At 31.9% G+C, this 23,227-nt stretch carries 19 protein-coding genes and 2 other annotated features; of the genes, 2 read left to right on the top strand and 17 right to left on the bottom strand.

Annotated elements, in window-relative coordinates; all coding sequences use genetic code 11:
* Nucleotides 1-48 precede the first annotated feature (48 nt).
* From GC105_RS04870 to GC105_RS04840, 7 genes are all read right to left on the bottom strand, one after another.
* Nucleotides 49-1,344 carry an NAD(P)H-dependent oxidoreductase gene (locus GC105_RS04870; protein ID WP_152802299.1) on the bottom strand — a complete coding sequence of 432 codons (1,296 nt, stop codon included), beginning with the start codon at nucleotides 1,342-1,344 and terminating at the stop codon, nucleotides 49-51.
* A gap of 1 nt (nucleotide 1,345) precedes the next feature.
* A complete protein-coding gene (locus GC105_RS04865) occupies nucleotides 1,346-1,711 on the bottom strand; it encodes a PTS glucitol/sorbitol transporter subunit IIA (RefSeq protein ID WP_152802297.1) in 366 nt (121 codons plus the stop codon).
* Nucleotides 1,712-1,834: 123 nt separating this feature from the next.
* Nucleotides 1,835-2,806 (bottom strand): PTS glucitol/sorbitol transporter subunit IIB, encoded by a 972-nt coding sequence (gene srlE / locus GC105_RS04860; RefSeq protein ID WP_152802296.1) that lies wholly within the window; start codon nucleotides 2,804-2,806, stop codon nucleotides 1,835-1,837.
* Nucleotides 2,807-3,331 (bottom strand): PTS glucitol/sorbitol transporter subunit IIC, encoded by a 525-nt coding sequence (srlA, locus tag GC105_RS04855; protein ID WP_152802294.1) that lies wholly within the window; start codon nucleotides 3,329-3,331, stop codon nucleotides 2,807-2,809.
* 46 nt (nucleotides 3,332-3,377) lie between these two features.
* Complete coding sequence (locus GC105_RS04850; protein WP_152802292.1) at nucleotides 3,378-3,770, bottom strand: transcriptional regulator GutM; 393 nt, start codon at nucleotides 3,768-3,770, stop codon at nucleotides 3,378-3,380.
* Nucleotides 3,767-4,726 carry a sugar-binding transcriptional regulator gene (locus GC105_RS04845; protein ID WP_193708285.1) on the bottom strand — a complete coding sequence of 320 codons (960 nt, stop codon included), beginning with the start codon at nucleotides 4,724-4,726 and terminating at the stop codon, nucleotides 3,767-3,769. Before GC105_RS04845 ends, GC105_RS04850 begins: the two co-directional genes overlap by 4 nt.
* A gap of 299 nt (nucleotides 4,727-5,025) precedes the next feature.
* Nucleotides 5,026-9,312, bottom strand: coding sequence for a 2-hydroxyacyl-CoA dehydratase (locus GC105_RS04840; protein ID WP_246169727.1), 4,287 nt, complete (start codon nucleotides 9,310-9,312; stop codon nucleotides 5,026-5,028).
* Between the two features lie 159 nt (nucleotides 9,313-9,471).
* On the opposite strand from GC105_RS04840, the gene GC105_RS04835 reads away from it, so the two are divergent.
* A complete protein-coding gene (locus GC105_RS04835) occupies nucleotides 9,472-10,248 on the top strand; it encodes a DUF7847 domain-containing protein (protein ID WP_152802286.1) in 777 nt (258 codons plus the stop codon).
* 85 nt (nucleotides 10,249-10,333) lie between these two features.
* Here the strand turns inward: GC105_RS04835 and pheT are convergent, their stop codons facing one another.
* The 9 genes from pheT to infC form a co-directional block, all read right to left on the bottom strand.
* Nucleotides 10,334-12,727 (bottom strand): phenylalanine--tRNA ligase subunit beta, encoded by a 2,394-nt coding sequence (gene pheT / locus GC105_RS04830; protein WP_152802284.1) that lies wholly within the window; start codon nucleotides 12,725-12,727, stop codon nucleotides 10,334-10,336.
* Nucleotides 12,728-12,741: 14 nt separating this feature from the next.
* Nucleotides 12,742-13,764 carry a phenylalanine--tRNA ligase subunit alpha gene (pheS, locus tag GC105_RS04825; RefSeq protein WP_152802282.1) on the bottom strand — a complete coding sequence of 341 codons (1,023 nt, stop codon included), beginning with the start codon at nucleotides 13,762-13,764 and terminating at the stop codon, nucleotides 12,742-12,744.
* Between the two features lie 108 nt (nucleotides 13,765-13,872).
* Nucleotides 13,873-14,081: a binding site (T-box leader), on the bottom strand.
* A gap of 111 nt (nucleotides 14,082-14,192) precedes the next feature.
* Nucleotides 14,193-14,960 carry a TrmH family RNA methyltransferase gene (locus GC105_RS04820; RefSeq protein ID WP_152802280.1) on the bottom strand — a complete coding sequence of 256 codons (768 nt, stop codon included), beginning with the start codon at nucleotides 14,958-14,960 and terminating at the stop codon, nucleotides 14,193-14,195.
* A gap of 1 nt (nucleotide 14,961) precedes the next feature.
* Entirely contained in the window at nucleotides 14,962-15,618 is a 657-nt protein-coding gene (locus tag GC105_RS04815) for a potassium channel family protein (protein ID WP_152802278.1), read from the bottom strand.
* A gap of 13 nt (nucleotides 15,619-15,631) precedes the next feature.
* The gene (locus GC105_RS04810; protein WP_152802276.1) at nucleotides 15,632-17,008 is read right to left on the bottom strand and encodes a TrkH family potassium uptake protein; all 1,377 of its coding nucleotides are present in this window, start codon (nucleotides 17,006-17,008) and stop codon (nucleotides 15,632-15,634) included.
* A gap of 170 nt (nucleotides 17,009-17,178) precedes the next feature.
* On the bottom strand, nucleotides 17,179-17,304 hold the full coding sequence (locus GC105_RS17445) for a hypothetical protein (RefSeq protein WP_281350077.1): 126 nt from the start codon (nucleotides 17,302-17,304) through the stop codon (nucleotides 17,179-17,181).
* Nucleotides 17,305-17,413: 109 nt separating this feature from the next.
* Nucleotides 17,414-17,770: a 50S ribosomal protein L20 gene (gene rplT, locus GC105_RS04805; RefSeq protein ID WP_152802274.1), complete on the bottom strand. Its 357-nt coding sequence runs from the start codon at nucleotides 17,768-17,770 to the stop codon at nucleotides 17,414-17,416.
* Nucleotides 17,771-17,797: 27 nt separating this feature from the next.
* Nucleotides 17,798-17,992, bottom strand: a complete 195-nt coding sequence (rpmI, locus tag GC105_RS04800) for a 50S ribosomal protein L35 (protein WP_152802272.1) — start codon at nucleotides 17,990-17,992, stop codon at nucleotides 17,798-17,800.
* A gap of 67 nt (nucleotides 17,993-18,059) precedes the next feature.
* The gene (gene infC, locus GC105_RS04795; RefSeq protein ID WP_343029961.1) at nucleotides 18,060-18,593 is read right to left on the bottom strand and encodes a translation initiation factor IF-3; all 534 of its coding nucleotides are present in this window, start codon (nucleotides 18,591-18,593) and stop codon (nucleotides 18,060-18,062) included.
* Between the two features lie 92 nt (nucleotides 18,594-18,685).
* Nucleotides 18,686-18,819, bottom strand: a sequence feature (ribosomal protein L20 leader region).
* Nucleotides 18,820-19,202: 383 nt separating this feature from the next.
* Between infC and GC105_RS04790 the strand changes: the two genes are divergently transcribed.
* Nucleotides 19,203-20,714, top strand: a complete 1,512-nt coding sequence (locus tag GC105_RS04790; RefSeq protein WP_246169725.1) for an ATP-dependent metallopeptidase FtsH/Yme1/Tma family protein — start codon at nucleotides 19,203-19,205, stop codon at nucleotides 20,712-20,714.
* A gap of 100 nt (nucleotides 20,715-20,814) precedes the next feature.
* On the opposite strand, the gene thrS is transcribed toward GC105_RS04790, so the two are convergent.
* Entirely contained in the window at nucleotides 20,815-22,722 is a 1,908-nt protein-coding gene (gene thrS / locus GC105_RS04785; RefSeq protein WP_152802270.1) for a threonine--tRNA ligase, read from the bottom strand.
* Nucleotides 22,723-23,227: the final 505 nt, after the last annotated feature.

Genomic DNA, 23,227 nt, shown 5'->3' with positions numbered 1-23,227 from the left:
TTTTATTAGAATCATTACTGAGGTTTAGTTAACAAAATTTTAAATTATTTATCCAATTAGTTTTTCTTGAAGTTCTCTTAACTTGTAGATCAAAGTAGATGTATCTAGTTCTATATCGTCGTATGTAATTACTTCACCTGGCTTTTTAGAATTTTTTAATTTTGTATTTTTGGTAATTAACCCTAATGGAACTGCTTTTTCAATTTTTGAGTTTTCATAAGTTTCAAAGCTTCCATATACTGTAAACCCGCCTAATCCATCTAACATATCTCCAGCATTAAGGTCTTTTTTTGCCAATGTAATTGTTTCTGATATTGGTTTTCCTGGAAGTGGTACAATTGTTGGCTCATTATATATTACAGCTCTTGCTGCTGTTAATGGAGTTTCTAAGCTACATAAGTGATATGGTCTAAATAGAACGTAATTAGGACCTGAACCCATACTCAAATATTGCATTTCATGGTGAATTTGTGGAAGATCTGTCGTTACAATAACAAATACTCCAGGAGCTACACCATTAATATAATCGACAATTTTAGTATTGTTTAAAATACCACCATTTTCTTTTAATTGGAAAATACCTGGTAAGTCGCTTACTGTAGCAGTAACTGCATGACCACCTCTTACATCCGGTAAAAAACCTGTAGCATTTGACATGGCTGTCATTTCTACCATAGTCTTTGTACCATCTTTAAATGCAGTTAACATTTTAGGGCTTACACCGGAAGCGATTGCTTGTTCGTAAACAGTGTCAGGGTTGCATCCTAGAACTACCGGATTGTTTTTCCCCTTACCAATAGCAACAATATCCATACCCATTGCATCTGCAAAATCATAAATTTCTTTTACAGCTCCAGGTTCATCACCTGCAGATCCAGTATAAATAACACCAGCATTATCAGCTAGTTTTTTTAATATAGGTCCAACTACTACATCTGTTTCTACATTTAACATAACAATATGCTTTTTATTCATAATAGCGTCTAATGCAACTTTAGCTCCAACATCAGGTACACCAGTGGCATCTACTACCACATCTATTAAATTCGCTTGTGCAGGTATATCAGCATTATCAGATGCAACCCATTTCCCTTGCTCTATAGCAGAGTTTGCTTCAGAAAGTTTTGACGTAACGACGATATCTTCTCTTCTAATTCCAGTTAGAGTATAAGATTCAATTGCATTTTCTACATTAATATCTACTACTATGGCAGGAATCATACCTTTCATGAGCATTACTTGACTTACCATGCCCTTTCCCATTTGACCTGCTCCAACAAGACCCATTCTTATAGTTTTTCCACTTTCTTGATACTCTCTTAATTTTGTATTTAAGTTAAGCATTTTAAAAGCCTCCTTTTTCTATAGTTATATTTTTGCCCACTTTAATATTGGGATTATTCTCACCTTTTAAATGAATACAACCTGGTAACTGTGGCGCATCTGCCCCATCAAACTTCAAACTACAATGTCCCATTTTCTTAAGTGTTTGATTCGCTTCATATCCTACTGCTGTAACTGTATACACATCGTCACCTAGAGTAAATTTATCTCCCACTACTACTTCTTCTTTTAGTTCACTAATTTCATGTAATACAGAAATTTCGGCTAATTCTTCTGGTGCATTATTATTAAAAATAATCAACATATCTTCTGATAAAAAATCTAAAGCCATGTCTCCAATTTTAGTTATTTTTACATTGTATTTCATGTTTGCCTCCTACAATAAAGATCAGTTATATTCCAATCCAGTATGTTTAAAATACTCAATATTTTTTTTATAGATGGAGTTTCATATATTAATGAAACATCCATCTATAACTAATAAATCAATCTAAAATAATCCAATACTAAAGAAGTAAGCAATTACAACAGAAATTGGTCCTGTAATTAGTCTAGAAAACAGTACTGCTGGAACTCCGATTTCTACAGTTTCAGGTTCTGCTTCACCTAAACTTAAACCTACTGGTACAAAATCACAACCTACTTGAGGATCTATTGCAAATAAAGCTGGTAGTGCATATTGTGGTGGAATATTGCCTTTACCTATTTCAACACCAATAAATACTCCAACTACTTGAGCGATTACTGCTCCAGGTCCTAATATAGGTGATAGTAGTGGTAAAGAACAAATCACACATACGATTAGAAGACCTGGTAAACTTCCTGATGCTGGAGCAATTGCTTTTGCAATAAGATCACCTAATCCTGATTGAGATATGATACCAATTAGCATTGCTACAAAAGCCATGAAAGGTAATATATTATTCATTACCATAGATATAGTCATTTTTCCTGCTGCATAGAACTTTCCAACAACACCACCAATTGCTTTACCAAAATTAGCTATAAAACTTCCTTTTGGTGCGTTTTTATTTGTATTACTATAAGTTTTCTTTTCTTCAGTTTTTACTGTCTCTGTAACTTGTGAACCTTCTTCAGCTAAAGTTATATTCTCTGGTTTTACTCCTGAAACATAGATATCTTCTTTTATGTATTGTGCTAATGGTCCCGATTGACCTACTGGAGTTAAATTGACAGTATAAATTCCTTTTTTAGGATAAACTCCACATCTTGCTGTACCACCACAATCTACAATGGCTACGAAAACTTCATCATCAGGGATTGATGTTGCGAATCCATCTACTGTAGTACACCCAGTCATATCAGCTATTAATTGAGCAATTGGGTCTATACCTCCACCAGTAACAGATAATACCTTGTTTCTCTTTTCATCTGGCATAATAACTAAAGGTCCACCCCAACCAGCTTTTCCTTTTACTATACGAATAGCTTTATAAGTCATTTAGTTTGCCCCCTTTTTTGACATCATCATTACTGTAATTCTTTCAGTTACAATACCTCTAATAAGTATTACAATAACTCCAACTATAAAGTACCTAACCGCTAATCCTGATATAGGTAGTCCTAGCTTTGTTATTCCATCTGCAATTCCATAGAATACGAATAACTCTCCAGCATTTGCGTGAGGAAAAAGTCCTGTTATCGGATGAACAAATGAAACTGCCGCATCGTAAAAAGCTGGCTTATGTTTTTCTTGTAGAAACTTTCCAAAAGAATAACACATAGGGTTAGTTAAGAAAAATACAGCTAATATTGGGAAAATAGTATAACGAGTAATGAAATTGCCTGTCATCTTCCTGGCGAATGCCTCAACCTTATCCTCTCCAACTAACATAGTAATAGAGTTTACAAAAGTAATTAGTACAATTAGTGTTGGCAATATGCCTGTCACTAATCCCATAAATGTTGCTCCACCAGCCTGAAATAGACCGATGAATCCTTCAGCTAAACTAGCTAAAAATTCCATAAAAACTCCTCCTTATTTTTATATTTAACAGAGATTAATACAGAAATTAATCTCTGCTATTATCATCTTCAACTTCCAACTTACTCTCTATAGCTTCTATTCCAACTTTTATCGCTTTAGCCATTTGTTTATTTTTTATATTTTTAATCCATAATTCACTTTTATAAATATTTTCATTTGTTAACTCTGTAATAGTTTTAAATCTATGAAAAACTGTAATACCAGTCATAGCCCTTGCCTCAATTATATTTCCGTCAGAACCAATTGCCATTATCACAATACTACCTGCTCTTATTTTTCCTTTTGTTTGGCCGACAAACAGACTTCCTTTTTTGTTTAACTCAGAGACATTTGTTCTATAATTTTTCACTTGAAAAAAAGTGAGTATCCCTTGTAAAATAAACATGCAAACAAATATTATTCCTAATCTTAACATCATTTCACCTCGTTAGTTAGCATTGCTTGTGCAGTTATTTTATCTGTAATTAGAACATTTATTAGTTTTGCATTTATAACTCCCCATATAGCCTGCGCTTTTTCAATATTTCCAGCAATTGCAATAGTTATAGGTGTACTTTTTAATTGAGATATATCAATACCAATTACCCTTTTATTTGTCTCAAATATATCACTTTTACCATTTTCATCAATGAAAATATTGCAAACGTCGGCAACAGCGCCTTGTTCTTTCATTTCAACTAACTCACTAGGCTTAATAAATTCTGCAACCATATTTACTGTGGACTTAGATGTTGAAGAACCAATTCCAATCAACGCAACATCGAGATTTTTAGATAAACTAAGTACAGATTTAATACCTGGATCATCTATAAATGCACACTTGCTCTCTAATTTTTCTACCATTGCCGGAGCATGAAGTATTTTATAATCTGCATTAAAAGCTTTAGCAAACCTGACAGCGATATTATTTGATTGTATCTCAGCTCGGCTCTGACCGCTTCCTCCAACTATAGGTACAAATGTAAACTTATTCATTCTATTGTTTTGTATATACTTAGGTATTTCTGCTAAGGTAGTTCCACTAGCTATTCCAATTAGAGTATCTTGTTTTAATATTCTTTGTAGGTACTTTGCAGCTTCTCTAGCTATTTCTCTCTTAACTTCTGATTCATCATTACTATTAACATCAGCAATAATAACCTCTTGAAGACCAAATTTGTCTTCGAGACTTTTTTCTAATTCGATGGATTCTTTTGAGTATGGATTTTCTACAGTTATTTTTACAATGCCTAATTCTTTCGCCAAATTTAATAATCTTGATACAGTAGCTTTAGATATTTCTAATTTACCACCTATTTCCTCTTGCTTCATACCTTCCTCATAATACATCTTTGAACATCTAACTATAAGCCTAATATCTTTAATTGACGCCATATCATTCTCCTTGAAATTTTTCTCATGGTATAATATTTTTTTCATTACCGTTATTATAATGCCTTTGAAAACGTATGTCAATACACATTTAAGAAAATTTATAGTTTTATTTTTTTAAATTATAATCGAATTACAATTGTTATTATAGTTTACTATTTGTACCTTTCAATATTCCACCCTTTAAATCTTTCTTAAATAAAAAAACTTCTAAAATTTTTAGAAGTTTTTTTAATCTCAAATATGAAACATATGTTGTTTTATTAAAATTTCTATTCAGGAGTCGTTGTCCAAAGCTTTAGCTATTTAATATTGTCTTCCGTAGAAATTATATGATAATTTTTATTTCTTTTTTCTATATTTTTATAAGCTACAGCGAGCATTAATTTAATTCTATTTAATTGATTTACTTCACTTGCTCCTGGGTCATAATCTATAGCCGCGATATTTGCCATTGGATATTTCTTGCGAATTGGTTTTATCATGCCTTTACCCATTACGTGATTTGGCAAACACCCAAAGGGTTGAACACAAACGATGTTTTCTACGCCATCTTCAATTAATTCCATCATTTCGGCGGTTAAGAACCATCCTTCTCCACCTTGATTTCCAAGTGATATAAGTTCTTGGGCTTTCTTAGCTTTGTTCTCAATAGCTGTCGGTGGCTGGAATCTTTTGCTAGTTTTTAGCCATTTAACCATAGGTTTTCTATACCATTCCATAATTTTAATAAATCTCAAACTATTCTGGGAAGTTTTTTTGCTACCAGCTAATTTTTCGTATTTAAAAACACTATTATAAGCACAGTACAAGAAGAAATCCATTAAATCTGGAACTACTACTTCTACGCCTTCTTCTTCTAGTACTTTTAAAAGATTGTTATTTGCTGTAGGATGATATTTTACTAATATCTCACCTACTATTGCAACCTTTGGCTTACTAATATCTTTAAGTGGTATTTTGTCAAATTGATTTATAATAGCTTTTATGTTATTTCTAAAAGTTAATAGGTTGCCAGATTTAATATTTAGTTTAGCTTTTTTTCTCCAATAATTATAGAGTTCATCAACAGACCCTTTAGTCTGTTCATAAGGTCTAGTAGCGTTAGTAACTCTTTGAAAAAGGTCTCCATAGACTAAAGACATTATCCCTCTATTAATTAAAGGTAATGTAACTTTAAATCCAGGATTACTTTCTAAGCCTGATACATTTGCAGATATAACTGGAATATGTTCTAAACCACAATCTATTAAAGCTTTTCTAATGAATGCTACATAATTAGAAGCTCTACAAGGTCCACCAGTCTGACTCATAACTAGGCCTATTTTGTTTACATCGTATTTTCCTGATTTTACTGCAGCCACTAATTGACCTACTGCGATAATAGATGGATAACATGCATCGTTGTTTACATATGTTAAACCCGCTTCAATAGCTTTGTTGTCTACACTTGGGAGCACCACTACATTATAACCCGATTTAACCATCGCATCTTCAATAAAATCAAAATGTATCGGCGACATCTGAGGTATTAATAAAGTATGGGTCTTTTTCATCTCTTTAGTAAAAACTACTCTATTTTTTTTGTCATCATGTATTATTTTACAAGCACTAATATCCCTTTCATCTAATGCAGCTTTTAAAGACCTAAGACGTATTTTTACTGCTCCTAGATTACTAACCTCGTCAATCTTAATGAGTGTATATATCTTGCCAGCATCATTGAGAATCTCTTGGATTTGTTCACTAGTAACTGCATCTAATCCACATCCAAATGATGTCAACTGAACCATTTCAAGATTTTCGTTATCGGTAACATAGGCCGCTGCAGTATACATTCTAGATTGGTATTTCCATTGGTTTAATACCCTCAGAGGTTTTTTAATTTCGCCAAAATCAGATAATCCATCTTCAGATAATACAGCCATACCAAGTTCAGTGATTATATTTGGCAAGCCATGATTAATTTCTGGATCAATATGATATGGTCTACCACTTAAAACTATGCCTTTTAATTTATTTTTTTCGAGGTATTGTAATATTTCTTTTGATTTATTTTTTACATCATTTCTGTATGTATTTTTTTCTTCCCATGCTAACTGACACGCTACTCTAATTTCTGTTTCAGAAATATTATGTATAGCAAATTCTTCAATTAGTCTTTCTACTAATCTATCATAGTCGTTAAAAGGAACAAATGGATTCATATATTGTATATCAGATTCCATTACTGAATCTACATTGTATTTTATGGTTTCGGGATATGACATTACTATTGGACAATTATAACAATTATCTGCATATGAAATATCATCTTCTTCATATGATATACATGGATAGAATATAAATTTAATTCCTTTATCTAATAAACTTTCAATATGCCCATGTACAATTTTTGCAGGATAACATACTGATTCAGAAGGTATAGATTCTATGCCCTTCTCGTAAATATTTTTACTAGAATGAGGAGACAAAACAACTCTATACTTTAGTTCAGTAAAAAACCTATACCAAAAAGGATAATTTTCATAAATATTTAGTACTCGGGGGATACCTACTTCCCCTCGCAAGGCTTCACCTTTATCTAATGGCTTATAGCTAAAAAGTCTTTTGTATTTATAATCATACATATTAGGTAGTTCTTCGCGAGTTTCGAAATCGTCATTCATACCACCTTTTTCGCAACGATTCCCCGATACAAAACTTCTGCCATCAGAAAACTGATTAATAGTAAGCATGCAATTATTACCACATTTACCGCATCTTTCAATATGTGTATCTACATTAAATTCTTTTAATTGCTTTCTATTTAATATAGTGCTTATATTTCCTTCTTTATTTCTTTCTCTTGCTATTAAAGCAGCTCCAAATGCGCCCATTATTCCAGAAATATCAGGTCGTATAACTTCTTTTCCTAAAATATTTTCGAAAGCTTTTAAAACTGCATTCGAATAGAAAGTGCCTCCCTGAACTACTATATTTTCTCCTAATTCTTCAATGTTTCGAACTTTTATTACTTTTTGCAAGGCATTTCGTATAACAGAATAAGATAATCCTGCCGATATATCTCCAACGCTGGCCCCTTCTTTTTGGGCTTGCTTAACTCGTGAATTCATAAATACTGTACAACGAGTACCTAGATCTACAGGTGCATTAGATAGTAATGCTTCATTTGCAAAATCTTCTACAGACATGTTCAAAGAGTGAGCAAAAGTCTCTAAAAATGATCCGCACCCTGATGAACAAGCTTCATTCAATACAATACTATCGATGATCCCATCCTTAATTTTCATACATTTCATATCTTGACCACCAATGTCAAGAATAAAGTTCACATTAGGCAAAAAATGCTGTGCACCTCTAAAGTGAGCCATGGTCTCTATTTCTCCAATGTCAATCTTTAATGCAGATTTTATTAATCCTTCACCGTATCCTGTGACTGTACTTTTAGTTATTGTAAGACCTTCAGGTATAACTTGGTAGACATCATCAAGAATCTTTATGGCTTGAGTAAGAGGGCTCCCTAAATTACTATTATAATATGTATATAATAATTCGCCTTGTTCTCCAATGAGGGCAGCCTTTGATGTGGTAGAACCAGCATCAATTCCTAAATACAACTTGCCTTTATATGTATTTAAATCCCTTCTATTTACTTTGTACTTATTATGACGTTTATGAAATTCATTAATTTCTTCCTCATTATTAAATAATGGCTGTAGTCTTTGTATTTCTTCATACTTAAACTCTTTATCTCTATCTAGTTTTTCATTAACCTCAGAAAGCGAAATAATTAATTGTGAATCTATTGAATTTAAGGCTGCCCCTATTGCAACATAAAGCTGAGAATGTTTAGGATAAATAATTTCTTCATCTTTTAATTTCAGCGTAACAACAAATCTCTCTCTAAGCTCAGATAAAAAATATAAAGGTCCACCAAGAAATGCTATATTTCCTCTTATAGGTTTACCACATGCAAGGCCACTTATAGTTTGGTTTACAACTGCCTGAAACACTGAGGCAGCAATATCTTCTTTACTTGCTCCTTCATTTAGTAATGGCTGTACATCAGTCTTTGCAAAAACTCCACATCTAGAAGCTATTGGATATATCATTTTATGGCTTTTTGCAAGTTCATTTAATCCAGCTGCATCAGTTTGTAACAATGTAGCCATCTGATCTATAAAAGCTCCTGTACCTCCAGCACATGTTCCATTCATTCTTTGTTCTAATGATTGTCCAAAATAGGTAATCTTTGCATCTTCTCCACCTAGCTCAATTGCAACATCTGTTTGTGGAATCATGATTTCTACAGTTTTTGTTGAAGCTATAACCTCTTGGACGAAGTCAATATTTAACCATTTTGAAATAGATAGACCTCCTGAACCTGTTACAGAGGCGCTAATCATGATATTACCCATCTCTTCATAACATTGATTTAAAATAGTTTTGATAGTTGTCTTAATATTTGATAGATGTCTTATGTATTTACTATAAACTATATTATGATTATTATCTAAAATCACCAACTTTATTGTAGTCGAACCTACATCTAAGCCAAGGTGAAAGCTACTAGTTTTGTTACTCAAAAACATTCTCCTTTCAAAAAACTATTACATAAATAATATATATATTATTCTTATTAGATTATAATGTCAACAGAGGATATTAAAACAAAATATATAAAGTATATGGTAATTAGTCAGTTAGATGTTATAATATTGAGTATACATAAAGGAGGAGCTTACGTGAATGAACAAAATAAAAATGAATTATCACTGAAATATCAAATTACAAAGAGTTTTCAGATATTTAAAAACCATCTATATGAAATATTATTCTTATCTGCAATACCCTTTTTAGCATACACATTATTGTATATTTATGCAGGAGACGGTTCTATAGAAGCCATATTAAATATCCCTATGGAAATCATTTCAATAATATATACCTTATTTTTTTCTATGTTTTTAGTATCATTTCCAATAATAATAAATATAACACAGTCTAGTCTACTTGGAAAATCTATAACATTAGGAGACTCCTTTTTAGCAATTCGCAGTAAACTTTTCAAATTATTTATTGGTATCTTTATGCTATTTTTACTTCTTATATTTATTATTTCCTTTATTTTAGTAGTACTTAATTTTACATCTAGCTCAACTGTCTTGATGAATATTATAATAATATTATTTATGAGCGTGGCTATTAAACTATTTGTAGATTATATTTTTTATTTCCACTCGATAGTTTTAGTAAATCTTAACCCTATAAAAGCTCTAAAATACAGTTCTAAAATTACAAGAAGAAATTGGTGGCGAGTTTTTAGAGCATATTTCATATTTAATATATGTGTCTTTATAGCTACTAATATCATATCTTTATTAATATATACTTTAATTCCATTACCTATATTATACAACGTGTTGATTGCATTTGTCCAAAGCTTAGTAGCTATGCTACTTCAGATATTTTTAACAGTGATGTTTTTATCCCTAGATAAGAAACTAGAAGATTTAAACTGATTTTATTAAATATTGTTACCTTCTGGGATTATTAAAATCCCAGAAGTGTTTAATTTAGCAGTATTAATCATGATAAAGTGAAACTTTATTCTCTCAATTGAGCTCCTAAGTTCACTTGTGCTTGGGCGATAATCTTATCAAAGATTTCATTTATTTCAATGTCTGTTAGTGTTTTCTCTTTTGATCTAAATATTAGTGAATAGGCCATACTCTTATAACCTTCATCTATTTGAGCACCCCTGTATACATCAAAGAGTTTTAAATCTTCTAAAAGACCTTTTCCATTTACTCTAATTATATCTTCAACTTCTTTAGCACTTACTTTCTCTTCTACTATTAACGCTACATCTCTACTGATTTCTGGATATTTTGGAAGTTCTGTAAAAGCAATATTATTATTCGATAGTTTTAACAATTCCTCTAAACGTAATTCACATACATAAGTTCTTCTAGGCAGTTCATAATTCTCGACTACTATAGGGTGAATTTCTCCAAGTATACCTACATCTACTCCTTTGATTATAATTTTTGCCACCCTTTTTGGATGAAATGTTGGATGGTTTGAATTGATATATTCTACTTTTTCTTCAATCATAAGTTTTTTAATGAGCAGCTCTACATATCCCTTTAAATGAAAAAAGTTTTTTTCTCCGTATATACCCATTGAAATATTTTTTTCTTCTGTAGGTAACTTCTCACCAATATCAATAGTATTTTTATAAGTAACTGCTACTTCATAGAACATACCTTCTACAATATTACGATTGTAATTATGAGATATTCCCTGAAGCAAACCTGGTATTAAAGTTGGTCTCATTATACTATTTTCTTCACCTAATGGATTTATAACTTTAACTCCATTATAAAAATCTTTATTTTTATTTATATTTAAATCTTCTAGTTGCCCTTCTCCAGTAAAAGAAGTCGTGAGTATCTCATAGAATCCTTTTGAACTTAGGAAAGTCTTCATGTCTTTAATTAGTGTTTGACTCTTCGTTCTTCCGCCTTTTGTGGTAACACCACTCATAATCGTATTGGGAATATTATTGTAACCGTATAATCTGACAATCTCTTCTGCAATATCTTCTTTAATCTCAAGATCTTGTCTATAAGTTGGTATACCAATAATTAACTGGTCCCCTTCAACTTCAACAGTCAAAAATAGCCTTTCAAGATATTCTTTCATTTGCAGTATAGATAGGTCAATACCAATAAACTTATTAAACCACACGCTATTAATATTTATGGTTTTCTTACATACTACTTTAGGATACACATCAATTCTTCCGTGTAGCACTTCTCCTACTCCTAATTCATGTAATAATTGTACTGCTCTATCTGCGGCCAAATCAGCTAAATCTGGATCTACACCTTTTTCAAACCGGTTGGCAGCTTCACTTCTTAGTCCAAGCTTTCTTCCTGTATGTCTAACACTTTTTTTATTAAAATTAGCGGATTCAATAACTATCATTTTAGTAGAGTTATCTATTTCCGAATTTTCTCCGCCCATTGCACCTGCAATTGCCATAGGATCTTTACCATTTGATATTACAATCATATTTTCATCTAATACTCTTTTTACACCATCTAATGTAGTAAACACTTCATCTTTTTTTGCTTTTCTAACAAATATTTCCTTAGACTCTAATTTATCGTAATCGAAAGCATGAAGCGGTTGACCCATTTCAAGCATTACATAATTAGTAACATCTACTATATTATTAATTGGTCTTACGCCGCTATTTAACAATCTTCTTTGCATCCAATCAGGTGATGGCCCAATTTTATTGATTCTCATCATTCTAGTCACGTAACGTGGGCACAATTGTTCATCTTCAATCGAAACTTTTAAATAATCATTGATATCTTCTTTTATCTCTTTAACTTCTATAATAGGCAAAATTAGATGTTTATTAAAGGTAGCGGAAACCTCTCTAGCAATTCCTATTACAGACAAACAATCCGAACGATTAGAAGTTAGCTCAAAGTCTACAACAGTGTCATCTAGCCCTAGTATAGATTTAATATCTTTACCTAGTTCATACTCATTATTTAAGATATAAATCCCATCTACCTGCTCTTTAGGTAGTAAGGATGTATTCATACCAAGCTCTCCTGCTGAACACATCATTCCCTGTGACTCAATACCTCTAAGTTTAGATTTTTTTATCTTTAAATCTTTTAATTTTGCACCTATTAAGGCAGTAGGGATAACATCACCCACATTGATATTTTTAGCACCAGTTACGATTTGTATAACTTCTTCTCCAATATCAACTTTAGTTATTACTAATTTATCTGCATCAGGATGCTTTTCTATAGATAAGATTTTCCCAACAACTACTTTAGTAACTTCAGAGCCTAGCTCTTCAACGCCTTCTACTTTAGTTCCTGACATGGTCATTTTTTCTGTAAATTCGTTTAATTCTATATTATTTATTTCTACGAAATCTTTTAACCAATTTATTGATACTAGCATCAATCATTACCTCCCTATTTAAACTGCTTTAAGAATCTTATATCATTTTCAAACATTAACCTTAAATCGCTAATCCCATACTTAATCATAGTAATTCGATCTAGACCCATACCAAAAGCAAACCCGGTATATTTATTAGGATCTATATTACAATCTAGCAAGACATTAGGGTGAACCATACCACAACCTAAAATCTCAATCCAACCTGTATTTTGACATACTCTACAGCCTTTTCCACCACACATAAAACAAGTAACATCCATTTCAGCACTAGGTTCAGTAAAATAGAATTGGTGAGGCCTAAATTTTGTCTTTGTTTGTGACCCAAACAGATTCTTAGCAAACATATCAAGTGTTCCCTTTAAATCGCTCATAGTTATCCCCTCATCTATAACCAATCCTTCAACTTGATGAAAAACTGGAGAATGAGTTGCGTCTATTTCATCACTACGGTACACTCTACCAGGCGCTAACATTTTAATAGGCGGCTGTTGATTCAACATTGTTCTTACTTGTATAGGAGAAGTTTGAGTTCTTAGTACAATATCATTGTGAACATAAAAAGTATCCTGTAAATCCCGAGCAGAATGATCTTTAGGAACATTTAACATATCGAAGTTGTACTTAGCCCATTCTAATTCCGGACCTTCTTCAATAGTAAAACCCATACCTATAAACACATCAGATAATTCCTCTATAACCATATTTAATGGATGAAGTCCACCAAATTCTTCCTTTATTCCTGGCAGTGTTATATCTATAGCCTCAGTATCAAACTCTTTACTTTGTTCAATTTCTTTTATTATATTTTTTTGTTTTACCATTTTATCTTCTATAGCTTCTCTTACATCATTGGCAATTTTGCCCATAACAGGTCTTTCTTCTTTACTAAGTACACCCATTTCCTTCAAAACACCGGTTAATTCACCTTTTTTTCCTAAAAGTCTAATGCGAATTTCCTCTAATCCTTTAGTACTACTTGCACTATTTATTTCTTCTAATGCTACTACTTTAATTTTTTCTAACTTTTCTTTCATAATTATACTCCCTTCATAACCAGTTATCTGGTTTAATTCATAACTCCAATTCCTTCTCTTTTATAAACTTTAAGAACTATGCGAAAAAAAATTCATCCCTTGCCTATAGCAAGGGACGAATTTTTTCCGCGGTACCACCCTAATTGATTTTTAAATCCACTTTAAATATATCGGTTAAACCGTTGAAATGTACTATTATTTCCACTTCAATGCTCAAGAGCGAACTTCAATGGTCTCTTATAATAAATGCTTTCAGCTTATGCATTTACTCTCTAATATAAAAATTTCCACATACTTTTCTCTATCATAGCGTTTATGTTATTTTATTTTAATAATACTTAATGGTACATTAATTCAAAATAAAAGTCAATTTCTTTAGAGTTAAATATACAAGCTAACTAATAATTGATTACTAATAGTACTTTTTACTATAGGCTAGCTATATAATACATTAAAATACCAGCTGCTACAGAAGCATTTAATGATTCTGCCTGTCCGTAGATTGGGATTTTTATTCTTTCATCACATATATTTAAAATTTCCTCTTTAATTCCATTTGATTCGTTACCTATAACCAGTACGTACTTTTTCTTTTCACAAAGATCTGTGTAATAATAATCTGTTCCTAAATCTGATCCTATCACTATATAACCTGCTTGTTTTAGATTAACTATTTCATTTAAAATGTCTACATCTTTTCGTAGGTTAACATGAAATAAGGAACCCATTGAAGCGCGAATAGTCTTTTCATTGTAGATATCAACACAGCCTTCTCCACAAATAATATTATTAAATCCTGCTGCATCACCTGTTCTAATTATTGTACCAAGATTACCCGGATCTTGTACTCTGTCCAATATAATTACATTAGAGTCATCTAGCTCTCTTTCATCTTGAAATCTATTTATTGCAAGTACCCCTTCCGAGTTTTGCATTGATGTTAGCTTTTTAAATATGTTTTCCTCAACTATAAAAATAGGATACATCTCTTTATAATTCTCTATTTCAACCTTTAAATCATTGATATTTGAAGATGACACGTATATGGCACGTATATTTTCTTTAGCTATTATTGCTTCATCTATCAGCTTTAAACCTTCTAAAATAAATTCTTTGTATTGTTCACGATATTTTTTTGCTTTCAATTTTAATATGTGTTTTACATGCTTATTACTATTGCTTTCTATAATATTCATCTTAACCTTCAGCCTTTTGAATTGCTGCTAGAGATTTATTATTTCCAATTACTACCATCACGTCTTTTGTCAGTATTTGTTCCGTCGGCTTAGGAGAAATAATTATTTCTGTTCCCCTTTTAATAGCAATTACATTTATTCCATATTTTGCCCTTAAATCTAGTCTACGTAAATCTTTATCATGCCATCCACTAAATGCATTTATTTCTATAACACTATGGTCAGGATCTAGCTCGATCATATCTAATATATTGGTAGATACGATATTATGTGCAAGTCTTCTACCCATATCTCTCTCAGGTAAAAACACCTTATCTGCACCAATCTTATATAATACTTTTGCATGTTGTTCATTTGGAGCCTTAGCAAACACTTCACTTATTTCTAATTCTTTAGCATTCAATGTAGCCATTAAACTGGCGTTAAGATCTGACCCGATAGAGATTATAACGCAGTCCACATTTTTAAGACCAATGGTCTTTAAAACGTCAATATCAGAGGCATCTGCCTGTACTGAATAAGTAACAAGGTCAGCAATTTTTTGTACTATCTTTTCATTGTTATCAATTGCTATTACATCAAAACCTAACTGGTATAATTTTGTAGCTAAACTATAACCAAATCTACCTATACCTATTACAGCAAATTGTTTTTTCATTTTATCACCCTTCTTACCCTACTAGAATATTCCCTTTAGGATATTTTAACCTATCACTGTCGTTAGTTGCTTGTATTTCATTTATGGCAATGGCAATAGTTAGAGGTCCTAATCTACCTATAAACATAATTACCATTATAATTACTCTCCCTATCATTGAAAGATCTGGAGTTAAACCTAAACTCAAACCAACTGTACCAAAGGCAGAAAAAACTTCAAATACGATATCAATAAAAGGTGCCTGTTCTGTAACTGATAGTAAAATTATTCCTACACAGATAATAAATACGGCAATTGTAATAATAGATAACGCCTTCTTAATAACATTAAAAGGAATATTGCGTTTAAAGACTTCGGTCTGACTATCACCCTTTAAAACTGATCTTACTGTTAAGATAACCGCTCCAATAGTTGTAGTTTTAACACCACCTGCTGTTGAACCAGGTGACCCCCCAATAAACATCAATATTATTGTTATGAATATGGATGCATTTGTTAGAGTATTTAATTGCATTGTATTGAATCCTGCCGTCCTAGGGGTAACTGATTGAAACCAAGCAGCTATTATTTTCCCATGCCAAGGCAAATCTTTCAAAGTGTTTGGATTATTGTATTCAAATAGAAGTATTAATACAGTACCAAATAAAATTAAGAATCCTGAAATAAACAGTACCATCTTTGTGTGCATAGAGAATCTTTTAAATTTCCTAATTTCATATATATCGCTTATTACTGAAAATCCTAGTCCCCCTATGATTATAAGAAACCCTAATGTTAGATTAATAATCACATCATTTAAATAAGGAGTAAAACTTCTAAATTCTCCTATAATATCGAAACCTGCATTGCAAAAAGCAGAAATTGCATGAAATACGCTCATGCTTATTCCTTTTCCTATTCCAAATTCAGGTATAAATCTAGTTGAAAGAAATATCGCACCTATTAATTCTACTAACAGTGTAAACAGTATTAAAGATTTTGTGTACTTTACAATGCCTCCAAGTTGCTTAGTATTTAAAGACTCACTAATAACTTGTCTTTCCTTAAATGAAATTTTTTTACGTGCTATTAGAAATAATAAAGTAGCAATAGACATAAATCCTAATCCACCAATTTGAACTAAGATAATAATAATTGTTTGACCAAAAGCTGACCAATAGGTAGCCGTATCTACAACGACAAGACCTGTTACGCATACTGCAGAAGTTGCAGTAAATAGTGTAGTAATAAAGTCAGTACTATTTCCTGAAGCAGAAGCTATCGGTAATGTTAGAAGAATAGCGCCTATTAAAATCATAGATGCAAAACCCATTATTAGTATCTGTGTTGGTTTAATGCTCCCTCTTTTAATTGCTAAATGATTTTTCAATATTTTGAAAAAGCTTGACATACCAGAACTTACTCCCATTGATAAAATACCCACATCCAATGTCAGTATTTTAATTAATTTAAAACTACAGTAACACGCTTCGCATGTTTCTCTTGGTTACGCGGACAGTCGCCAAATGAAAGCTAGCTTTCATTTGCGCATTCTATAGCCACTTCAGTCAAATTAGCAAGCTATTTGACTTTCTTAGCTATCTTAGCTACTATCCAACCAAAAGTAACACGCTTCGCATGTTTCTCTTGGTTACGCGGACAGTCGCCAAATGAAAGCATGCTTTCATTTGCGCATTCTATAGCCACTTCAGTCAAATTAGCAAGCTATTTGACTTTCTTAGCTATAGAATGCTAGCGAAAACAAGTTTTCGCTTGGCTCATTGTCTTCGCGATAAAGAAAAGACCTCGATGAGGTCTATGCTAGTTTGCTCTTTGCAACATCTACTAATTGCTTAAATGCATTTGGATCACTTACTGCAATTTCAGCAAGAATTTTTCTATCTATTTGAACATCAGCTTTTTTAAGTCCGTTCATAAATCTACTGTAGTTAATATCGTGAATTCTAGCTGCAGCATTTATTCTTGATATCCATAAACTTCTGTAATCTCTTTTCTTTTGTTTTCTTCCCACATATGCCGATCTTAATGCTCTCATTACCGCTTCATTAGCCGGTCTAAATTGTTTGCTTTTAGAACCGTAATACCCTTTTGCTAATTTAAGTACTTTCTTGTGTTTTTTCTTAGCATTCATTGCTTTTTTTACTCTTGCCATGTTATTAACCTCCTACCAGTCTATATATTAATAAGGTAATATTTTCTTTATATTTTCTGCATCTGCACCAACTAAAAAGCCAGTTTGTCTTAAATTTCTTTTTCTTTTAGAGCTTTTTTTAGTTAAAATATGGCTTTTATACGCCTTTGCTCTTTTAACTTTTCCTGATTTTGTTACTTTAAATCTTTTAGCAGCTCCTCTATGGGATTTCATTTTTGGCATTATTGTTCCTCCTTATAACTAATACTATAATCTATATAATCAAACAAAGTTTGATACAAGCTTTACATTAACTTTCTTTTTTAGGCACAAGATGTAAAACCATACTTCTACCTTCTAGCTTAGGTGGCTTTTCAATCTTTCCAACTTCAGAGACTTTTTCAGCAAATTTCAATAATAACACTTTACCTCCATCTGTATACGCCATTTCTCTACCTCTAAAACGTACAGACGCTTTGACCCTATCACCATTTTCTAAAAACTTATGCGCATTCTTGGCTTTCACATTTAAATCATGTTCTTGAACATTAGCAGACATTCGAATTTCTTTGATGTTTATAACTTTTTGATTCTTCTTAGCTTCTTTCTCTTTTCTACTTTGTTCGTATTTAAACTTACCATAATCTAAAATTCTGCAAACTGGTGGATTGGCATTAGGTGAAATTTTTACTAAATCCATTTCCTTTTCATCCGCTAACTTCTGAGCATCTCTAGAACTCATAACTCCTAACTGATTGCCATCGGCATCAACTACTCGTAGTTCTCTGTCTCTGATTTGTTCATTAATCTGGAATTCTTTACTAATATTAACACACCTCCATATAAAATAGCAGCAAGCTGCTTCGCTATCGTCAGCAAACTCTAGTTCCCTACGATGGCCAACCTTAGACTCTAATCCACTTGGTTCATTACCTAGCCATAAATAAAGAGCAGATAGAAATTCTATCTGCTCATAAATATACACGTATAATAAATTACAATTAAATCACGTAATATTTACCTGTGCTCAGATGAACTCCAAGGTGAGAAGCGAACTTCTACTTTCTTTTATTTATAAAGTTTACCACTTATCTTAGTAATAGTCAACAAATATTATTATTTATACTATCAGAAATTATAAAACCGACTTTTCCCTAGTTATAGTAATTACAGCAGCTATTTTAGTGTCTATTATATCTGTTACTAAATATATCAAACTAGAAATATTTATTCTTATTTATAAACTATACATTGATTCGCTATAAAAGTACATACTATTATTCTAAAAACTTTTACTTAACGCAATTACTATTAACTATTGTAGTAGCCCTAAAAAATGATCAGAAAATAATTTTTGTAATCATTTACCAATATTTCATTAATTTCTCTTTCATTTTATTTCGAATACAGTAAAAGATAGTATTAACAATTTTTATGGAGAGTGAGATAATATATGATGAAAAATAAAGAAAATTTAATAACAGCATTTATCATAGCGCTGTTAGCACTATCAATGTTTGATATACGAGCATTAAGTTTTTTAAACGAGCCTATAATTAGATTAACTCTACTTTTTAGTTTAATCTCTCTATGGGCATATAGAAAAAGGTCATCCTATATACCTCAGTTAATACAGACATCTTCAGCTAAGGATGATAAAAAAGAATTAACTGAAAATAGTAATATTACTTTTTCAGATGTTGCAGGTTTAGATGAAATAAAAGATGAAATGAACGAATTATGTGATTTTTTAGTAGATCCTACTAAGTATATGAAAATCGGAGCAAAAATACCAAAGGGTGTTTTATTTTATGGCCCTCCAGGCACAGGAAAAACCCTAATGGCAAAAGCATTGGCTGGAGAAACAAAAGCTTCATTCATATATGCTAGTGGATCTGAATTTGTAGAGAAGTTTGTGGGTATTGGAGCAAGCCGTATCCGTTCTTTATTCGAAAAAGCTAAAAAAAGCTCGCCTAGTATTATTTTCATAGATGAATTGGATGCTATCGGGATTTCTAGAAGTGTAGATAATAATAGTGAAAGAGATCAAACTTTAAACCAACTTTTAGTTGAACTAGATGGCTTCAATAATTACGATAATGTAATTGTAATTGCAGCAACAAATAGAATGGATATCTTGGATAAAGCCTTACTTCGCCCTGGTAGATTTGATAGGCATGTATACGTAGGAAACCCAAGTGTAAAAGCTCGTGAGGATATATTAAAGGTACATTTTAAGAACAAGCCTATGAACAGAGATATAAATTTAAACTCATTAGCCAAAAAAACACATGGTATGTCAGGTGCCCATCTAGCAAATGTAATTAATGAAGCAGCACTATTAACTGTAAGAAAAAATTTGCCTCAAATTGGTAATGATGAAATCAACCAAGCATTAGTTAAGACTGTCGCTGGATTGAAAAATAAAACTACAATACTAAACGATAAAGAAAGAGATATTATTGCGTTTCATGAAGGTGGCCACGCACTAGTTGGCAGTATACTAAATAATGACCTTATAGAAAAAATATCGATTGTTCCACATGGTAAAGCATTAGGATTTGTATTAAATGCATCTAGTGAAGATAGTTTTATTTTAACTAAAGAAGATCTTCTTAATAAAATCAGTGTTTTACTGGCAGGAAGAGCTGCAGAAGAGATCATCTTTCATGAAATTTCTACAGGTGCACAAAATGATTTAGTAAAAGCTAATGAAATAGCATCACTTATGGTCTGCGAATATGGCATGAGTCAGTATAAAAACAAGACTTTTAATCTTAGAGAAGATTTTACATCTTCGGGACTAATTAATGAAGAGATTAACAGCATTTTAAGTATATGCTATAGTAAGGCTAATGACTTAATATATAAAAATATGGATAAATTAAATAGATTAGCAGCGGTTCTAATTCAAAAAGAAACTATCAATGGAGTAGAACTAGAAACAATATTAAAGTCAGCGTAAATATATTCATTTGTGTGGAATTCACCTTATTAAAAGAGCACCTCAAAGTCGAAAATTTGAGATGCTCTATTTTAATGTTTCCCATTTTATTTAGATGTTTTTATAATGATTTTTCTATTATCTTTTTTTCTATTATTCCTAAAAATTCATTATAATTTTTGGACCCTTCATCTCCATCTTTTCTGGATCTTATAGAAACTGATTCACTTTCCACTTCTTTATCTCCAACTACAAGCATATAAGGGATTTTTTGCAATTGTGCTTCTCTAATCTTGTAACCAATTTTTTCATCTCTATAATCTACGTTTACTCTTATATTGTGTTCTTCGTAGAGTTTTTTTACTTTTTCACAATAATCATGATGTGAGGGAGCAATTGGTAGTATTATAATTTGTTCAGGAGACAGCCATAAAGGAAATGCTCCTGCAAAATGTTCAGTTAAAATCGCGATAAATCTTTCGATACTTCCAAATACAGTTCTATGAATCATTACTGGTCTATGCTTTTCTCCATCAGGACCTATATATGTTAAATCAAATCTTTCTGGCATTTGAAAGTCTAATTGGATAGTTCCGCATTGCCAAGTTCTACCTATAGTATCTTCTAAATGAAAATCTATTTTAGGTCCGTAAAATGCACCATCGCCTTCGTTAAGCTTATAATCTTTTCCTAGAAATTCTAATGCTTCCCTTAACACGTCAGTAGCACGATCCCACTGTTCATCTGTACCTATGGCTTTTTCTGGCTTTGTGGATAATTCCATATGATATTTAAAACCAAATATATTATAAATATTATCTGTTAGTTCTATAACCTTAATAATTTCATCTTTCATCTGATCTGGTGTCAAATATATGTGAGCATCATCTTGAGTAAAGTTTCTCACTCTCATCAAACCATGTAACGCTCCAGAAAGTTCGTGTCTGTGAACTAAACCCAATTCACCCATACGTAGTGGTAAATCTCTGTATGAATGCATATTCCCTTTATACACGATCATACCGCCTGGACAGTTCATAGGTTTCACTGCAAATTGTCTATCGTCAACGTCGGTAAAATACATATTATCTTTATAATTCTCCCAATGTCCTGACCTTTTCCATAATTCAACATCTAACATAATTGGAGTTTTTATTTCTTTGTAGCCTCTTTTTACGTGTTCTTCTCTCCAAAAATTTTCTAAAGCATTTCTAAGAACCATGCCTTTAGGATGAAAAAATGGAAATCCAGGACCTTCTTCATGTATAGAAAATAAATCTAATTCTTTTCCTAACTTTCTATGATCACGTTTTTTTGCTTCTTCTATTTTTATTACATATTCTTCTACTTGGCTATTCTTTGGAAAAGAAATCCCATAAATTCTTTGCAACATTTTATTTTTTTCGTCGCCTCTCCAATAAGCACCTGCAATACTCATAAGTTTAAATGCTTTTAAACTACCTGTATTCATGAGATGAGGACCTGCACATAAATCAATAAAATCTCCTTGTGAATAAAAACTAATCACTGCATCCTCTGGTAAATTTTCAATTAATTCTACTTTATAGTCTTCAGAAATATCTTTCATTTTAGATATAGCTTCCTTACGACTCAGTGTAAATCTGACAATTTCATTTTTTTCTTTTACAATCTTTTTCATTTCAGCTTCAATCTTAACTAAATCCTCTGGAGTAAATGGTTTATCTAAGTCAAAATCATAGTAGAATCCATTATCAATAGCTGGTCCAATGGCCAACTTAGCAGTTTTAAACAATCTTTTAACTGCTTGAGCCATTACATGAGTAGATGTATGCCAGTATGCATGTTTACCTCCCTCACTATCAAAAGTAAGAATATTTAAATCAGAGTCTTCTGTAATCTCTTCCCTTAAATCTACTAATTTCCCATTGATTTCACCAGCGCATGCTACTCTAGCTAAACCTTCACTTAAATCTTTTGCTACTTCATAAACGCTAATATTATCCTTATATTCTTTAATACTTCCATCTTTTAGTTTGACTTTTACCATTGTTTATTCCTCCTTCTACTGCTACTTGTTCTTCAAATAATTTTCGAACTTACAATCTAAAAATTGATTATATCAATTTGACGATAGGCTGCAACCACCCCTGCTAATTGCTTCACAATTCCCTGGGGTCGCGGTCGTCGCCTTATGAAAATTTGTTGTTCCGTTGTTTCGCGACTTTCAAATTGATTATATCAATTTGATGATAGGCTGCAACCACCCCTGCTAATTGCTTCGCAATTCCCTGGGGTCGCGGTCGTCGCCTTATGAAAAAATTCTGCTCCGTTGTTACGCGACTTTCAAATTGATTACATCAATTTAACGATTGTTTGGTTTATCCTCAATCCCCCCTGCTAATTGCTTCGCAATTCGCTAGGGTCGCGGTCGTCGCCTTATGAAAAAACTCTGTTCCGTTGTTACGCGACTTTCAAATTGATTACATCAATTTAACGATTGTTTGGTTTATCCTCAATCCCCCCTGCTAATTGCTTCGCAATTCGCTAGGGTC

The sequence above is a fragment of the Alkalibaculum sporogenes genome (assembly GCF_009362815.1).
Classification (GTDB): Bacteria; Bacillota; Clostridia; order Eubacteriales; family Alkalibacteraceae; genus Alkalibaculum_A; species Alkalibaculum_A sporogenes.
This window is presented reverse-complemented; position numbering and strand designations above follow the sequence as displayed.

Excerpts from the sequence above, each read along its gene's own strand:
- GC105_RS04870 (WP_152802299.1), bottom strand. The coding sequence starts at position 1,344 with ATGCTTAACTTAAATACAAAATTAAGAGAGTATCAAGAAAGTGGAAAA.
- GC105_RS04865 (WP_152802297.1), bottom strand. The coding sequence starts at position 1,711 with ATGAAATACAATGTAAAAATAACTAAAATTGGAGACATGGCTTTAGAT.
- srlE (WP_152802296.1), bottom strand. The coding sequence starts at position 2,806 with ATGACTTATAAAGCTATTCGTATAGTAAAAGGAAAAGCTGGTTGGGGT.
- srlA (WP_152802294.1), bottom strand. The coding sequence starts at position 3,331 with ATGGAATTTTTAGCTAGTTTAGCTGAAGGATTCATCGGTCTATTTCAG.
- GC105_RS04850 (WP_152802292.1), bottom strand. The coding sequence starts at position 3,770 with ATGATGTTAAGATTAGGAATAATATTTGTTTGCATGTTTATTTTACAA.
- GC105_RS04845 (WP_193708285.1), bottom strand. The coding sequence starts at position 4,726 with ATGGCGTCAATTAAAGATATTAGGCTTATAGTTAGATGTTCAAAGATG.
- pheT (WP_152802284.1), bottom strand. The coding sequence starts at position 12,727 with ATGCTAGTATCAATAAATTGGTTAAAAGATTTCGTAGAAATAAATAAT.
- pheS (WP_152802282.1), bottom strand. The coding sequence starts at position 13,764 with ATGAAAGAAAAGTTAGAAAAAATTAAAGTAGTAGCATTAGAAGAAATA.
- GC105_RS04820 (WP_152802280.1), bottom strand. The coding sequence starts at position 14,960 with ATGAATATTATAGAAAGCAATAGTAATAAGCATGTAAAACACATATTA.
- GC105_RS04815 (WP_152802278.1), bottom strand. The coding sequence starts at position 15,618 with ATGAAAAAACAATTTGCTGTAATAGGTATAGGTAGATTTGGTTATAGT.
- GC105_RS04810 (WP_152802276.1), bottom strand. The coding sequence starts at position 17,008 with ATGTCAAGCTTTTTCAAAATATTGAAAAATCATTTAGCAATTAAAAGA.
- rplT (WP_152802274.1), bottom strand. The coding sequence starts at position 17,770 with ATGGCAAGAGTAAAAAAAGCAATGAATGCTAAGAAAAAACACAAGAAA.
- rpmI (WP_152802272.1), bottom strand. The coding sequence starts at position 17,992 with ATGCCAAAAATGAAATCCCATAGAGGAGCTGCTAAAAGATTTAAAGTA.
- GC105_RS04790 (WP_246169725.1), top strand. The coding sequence starts at position 19,203 with ATGATGAAAAATAAAGAAAATTTAATAACAGCATTTATCATAGCGCTG.
- thrS (WP_152802270.1), bottom strand. The coding sequence starts at position 22,722 with ATGGTAAAAGTCAAACTAAAAGATGGAAGTATTAAAGAATATAAGGAT.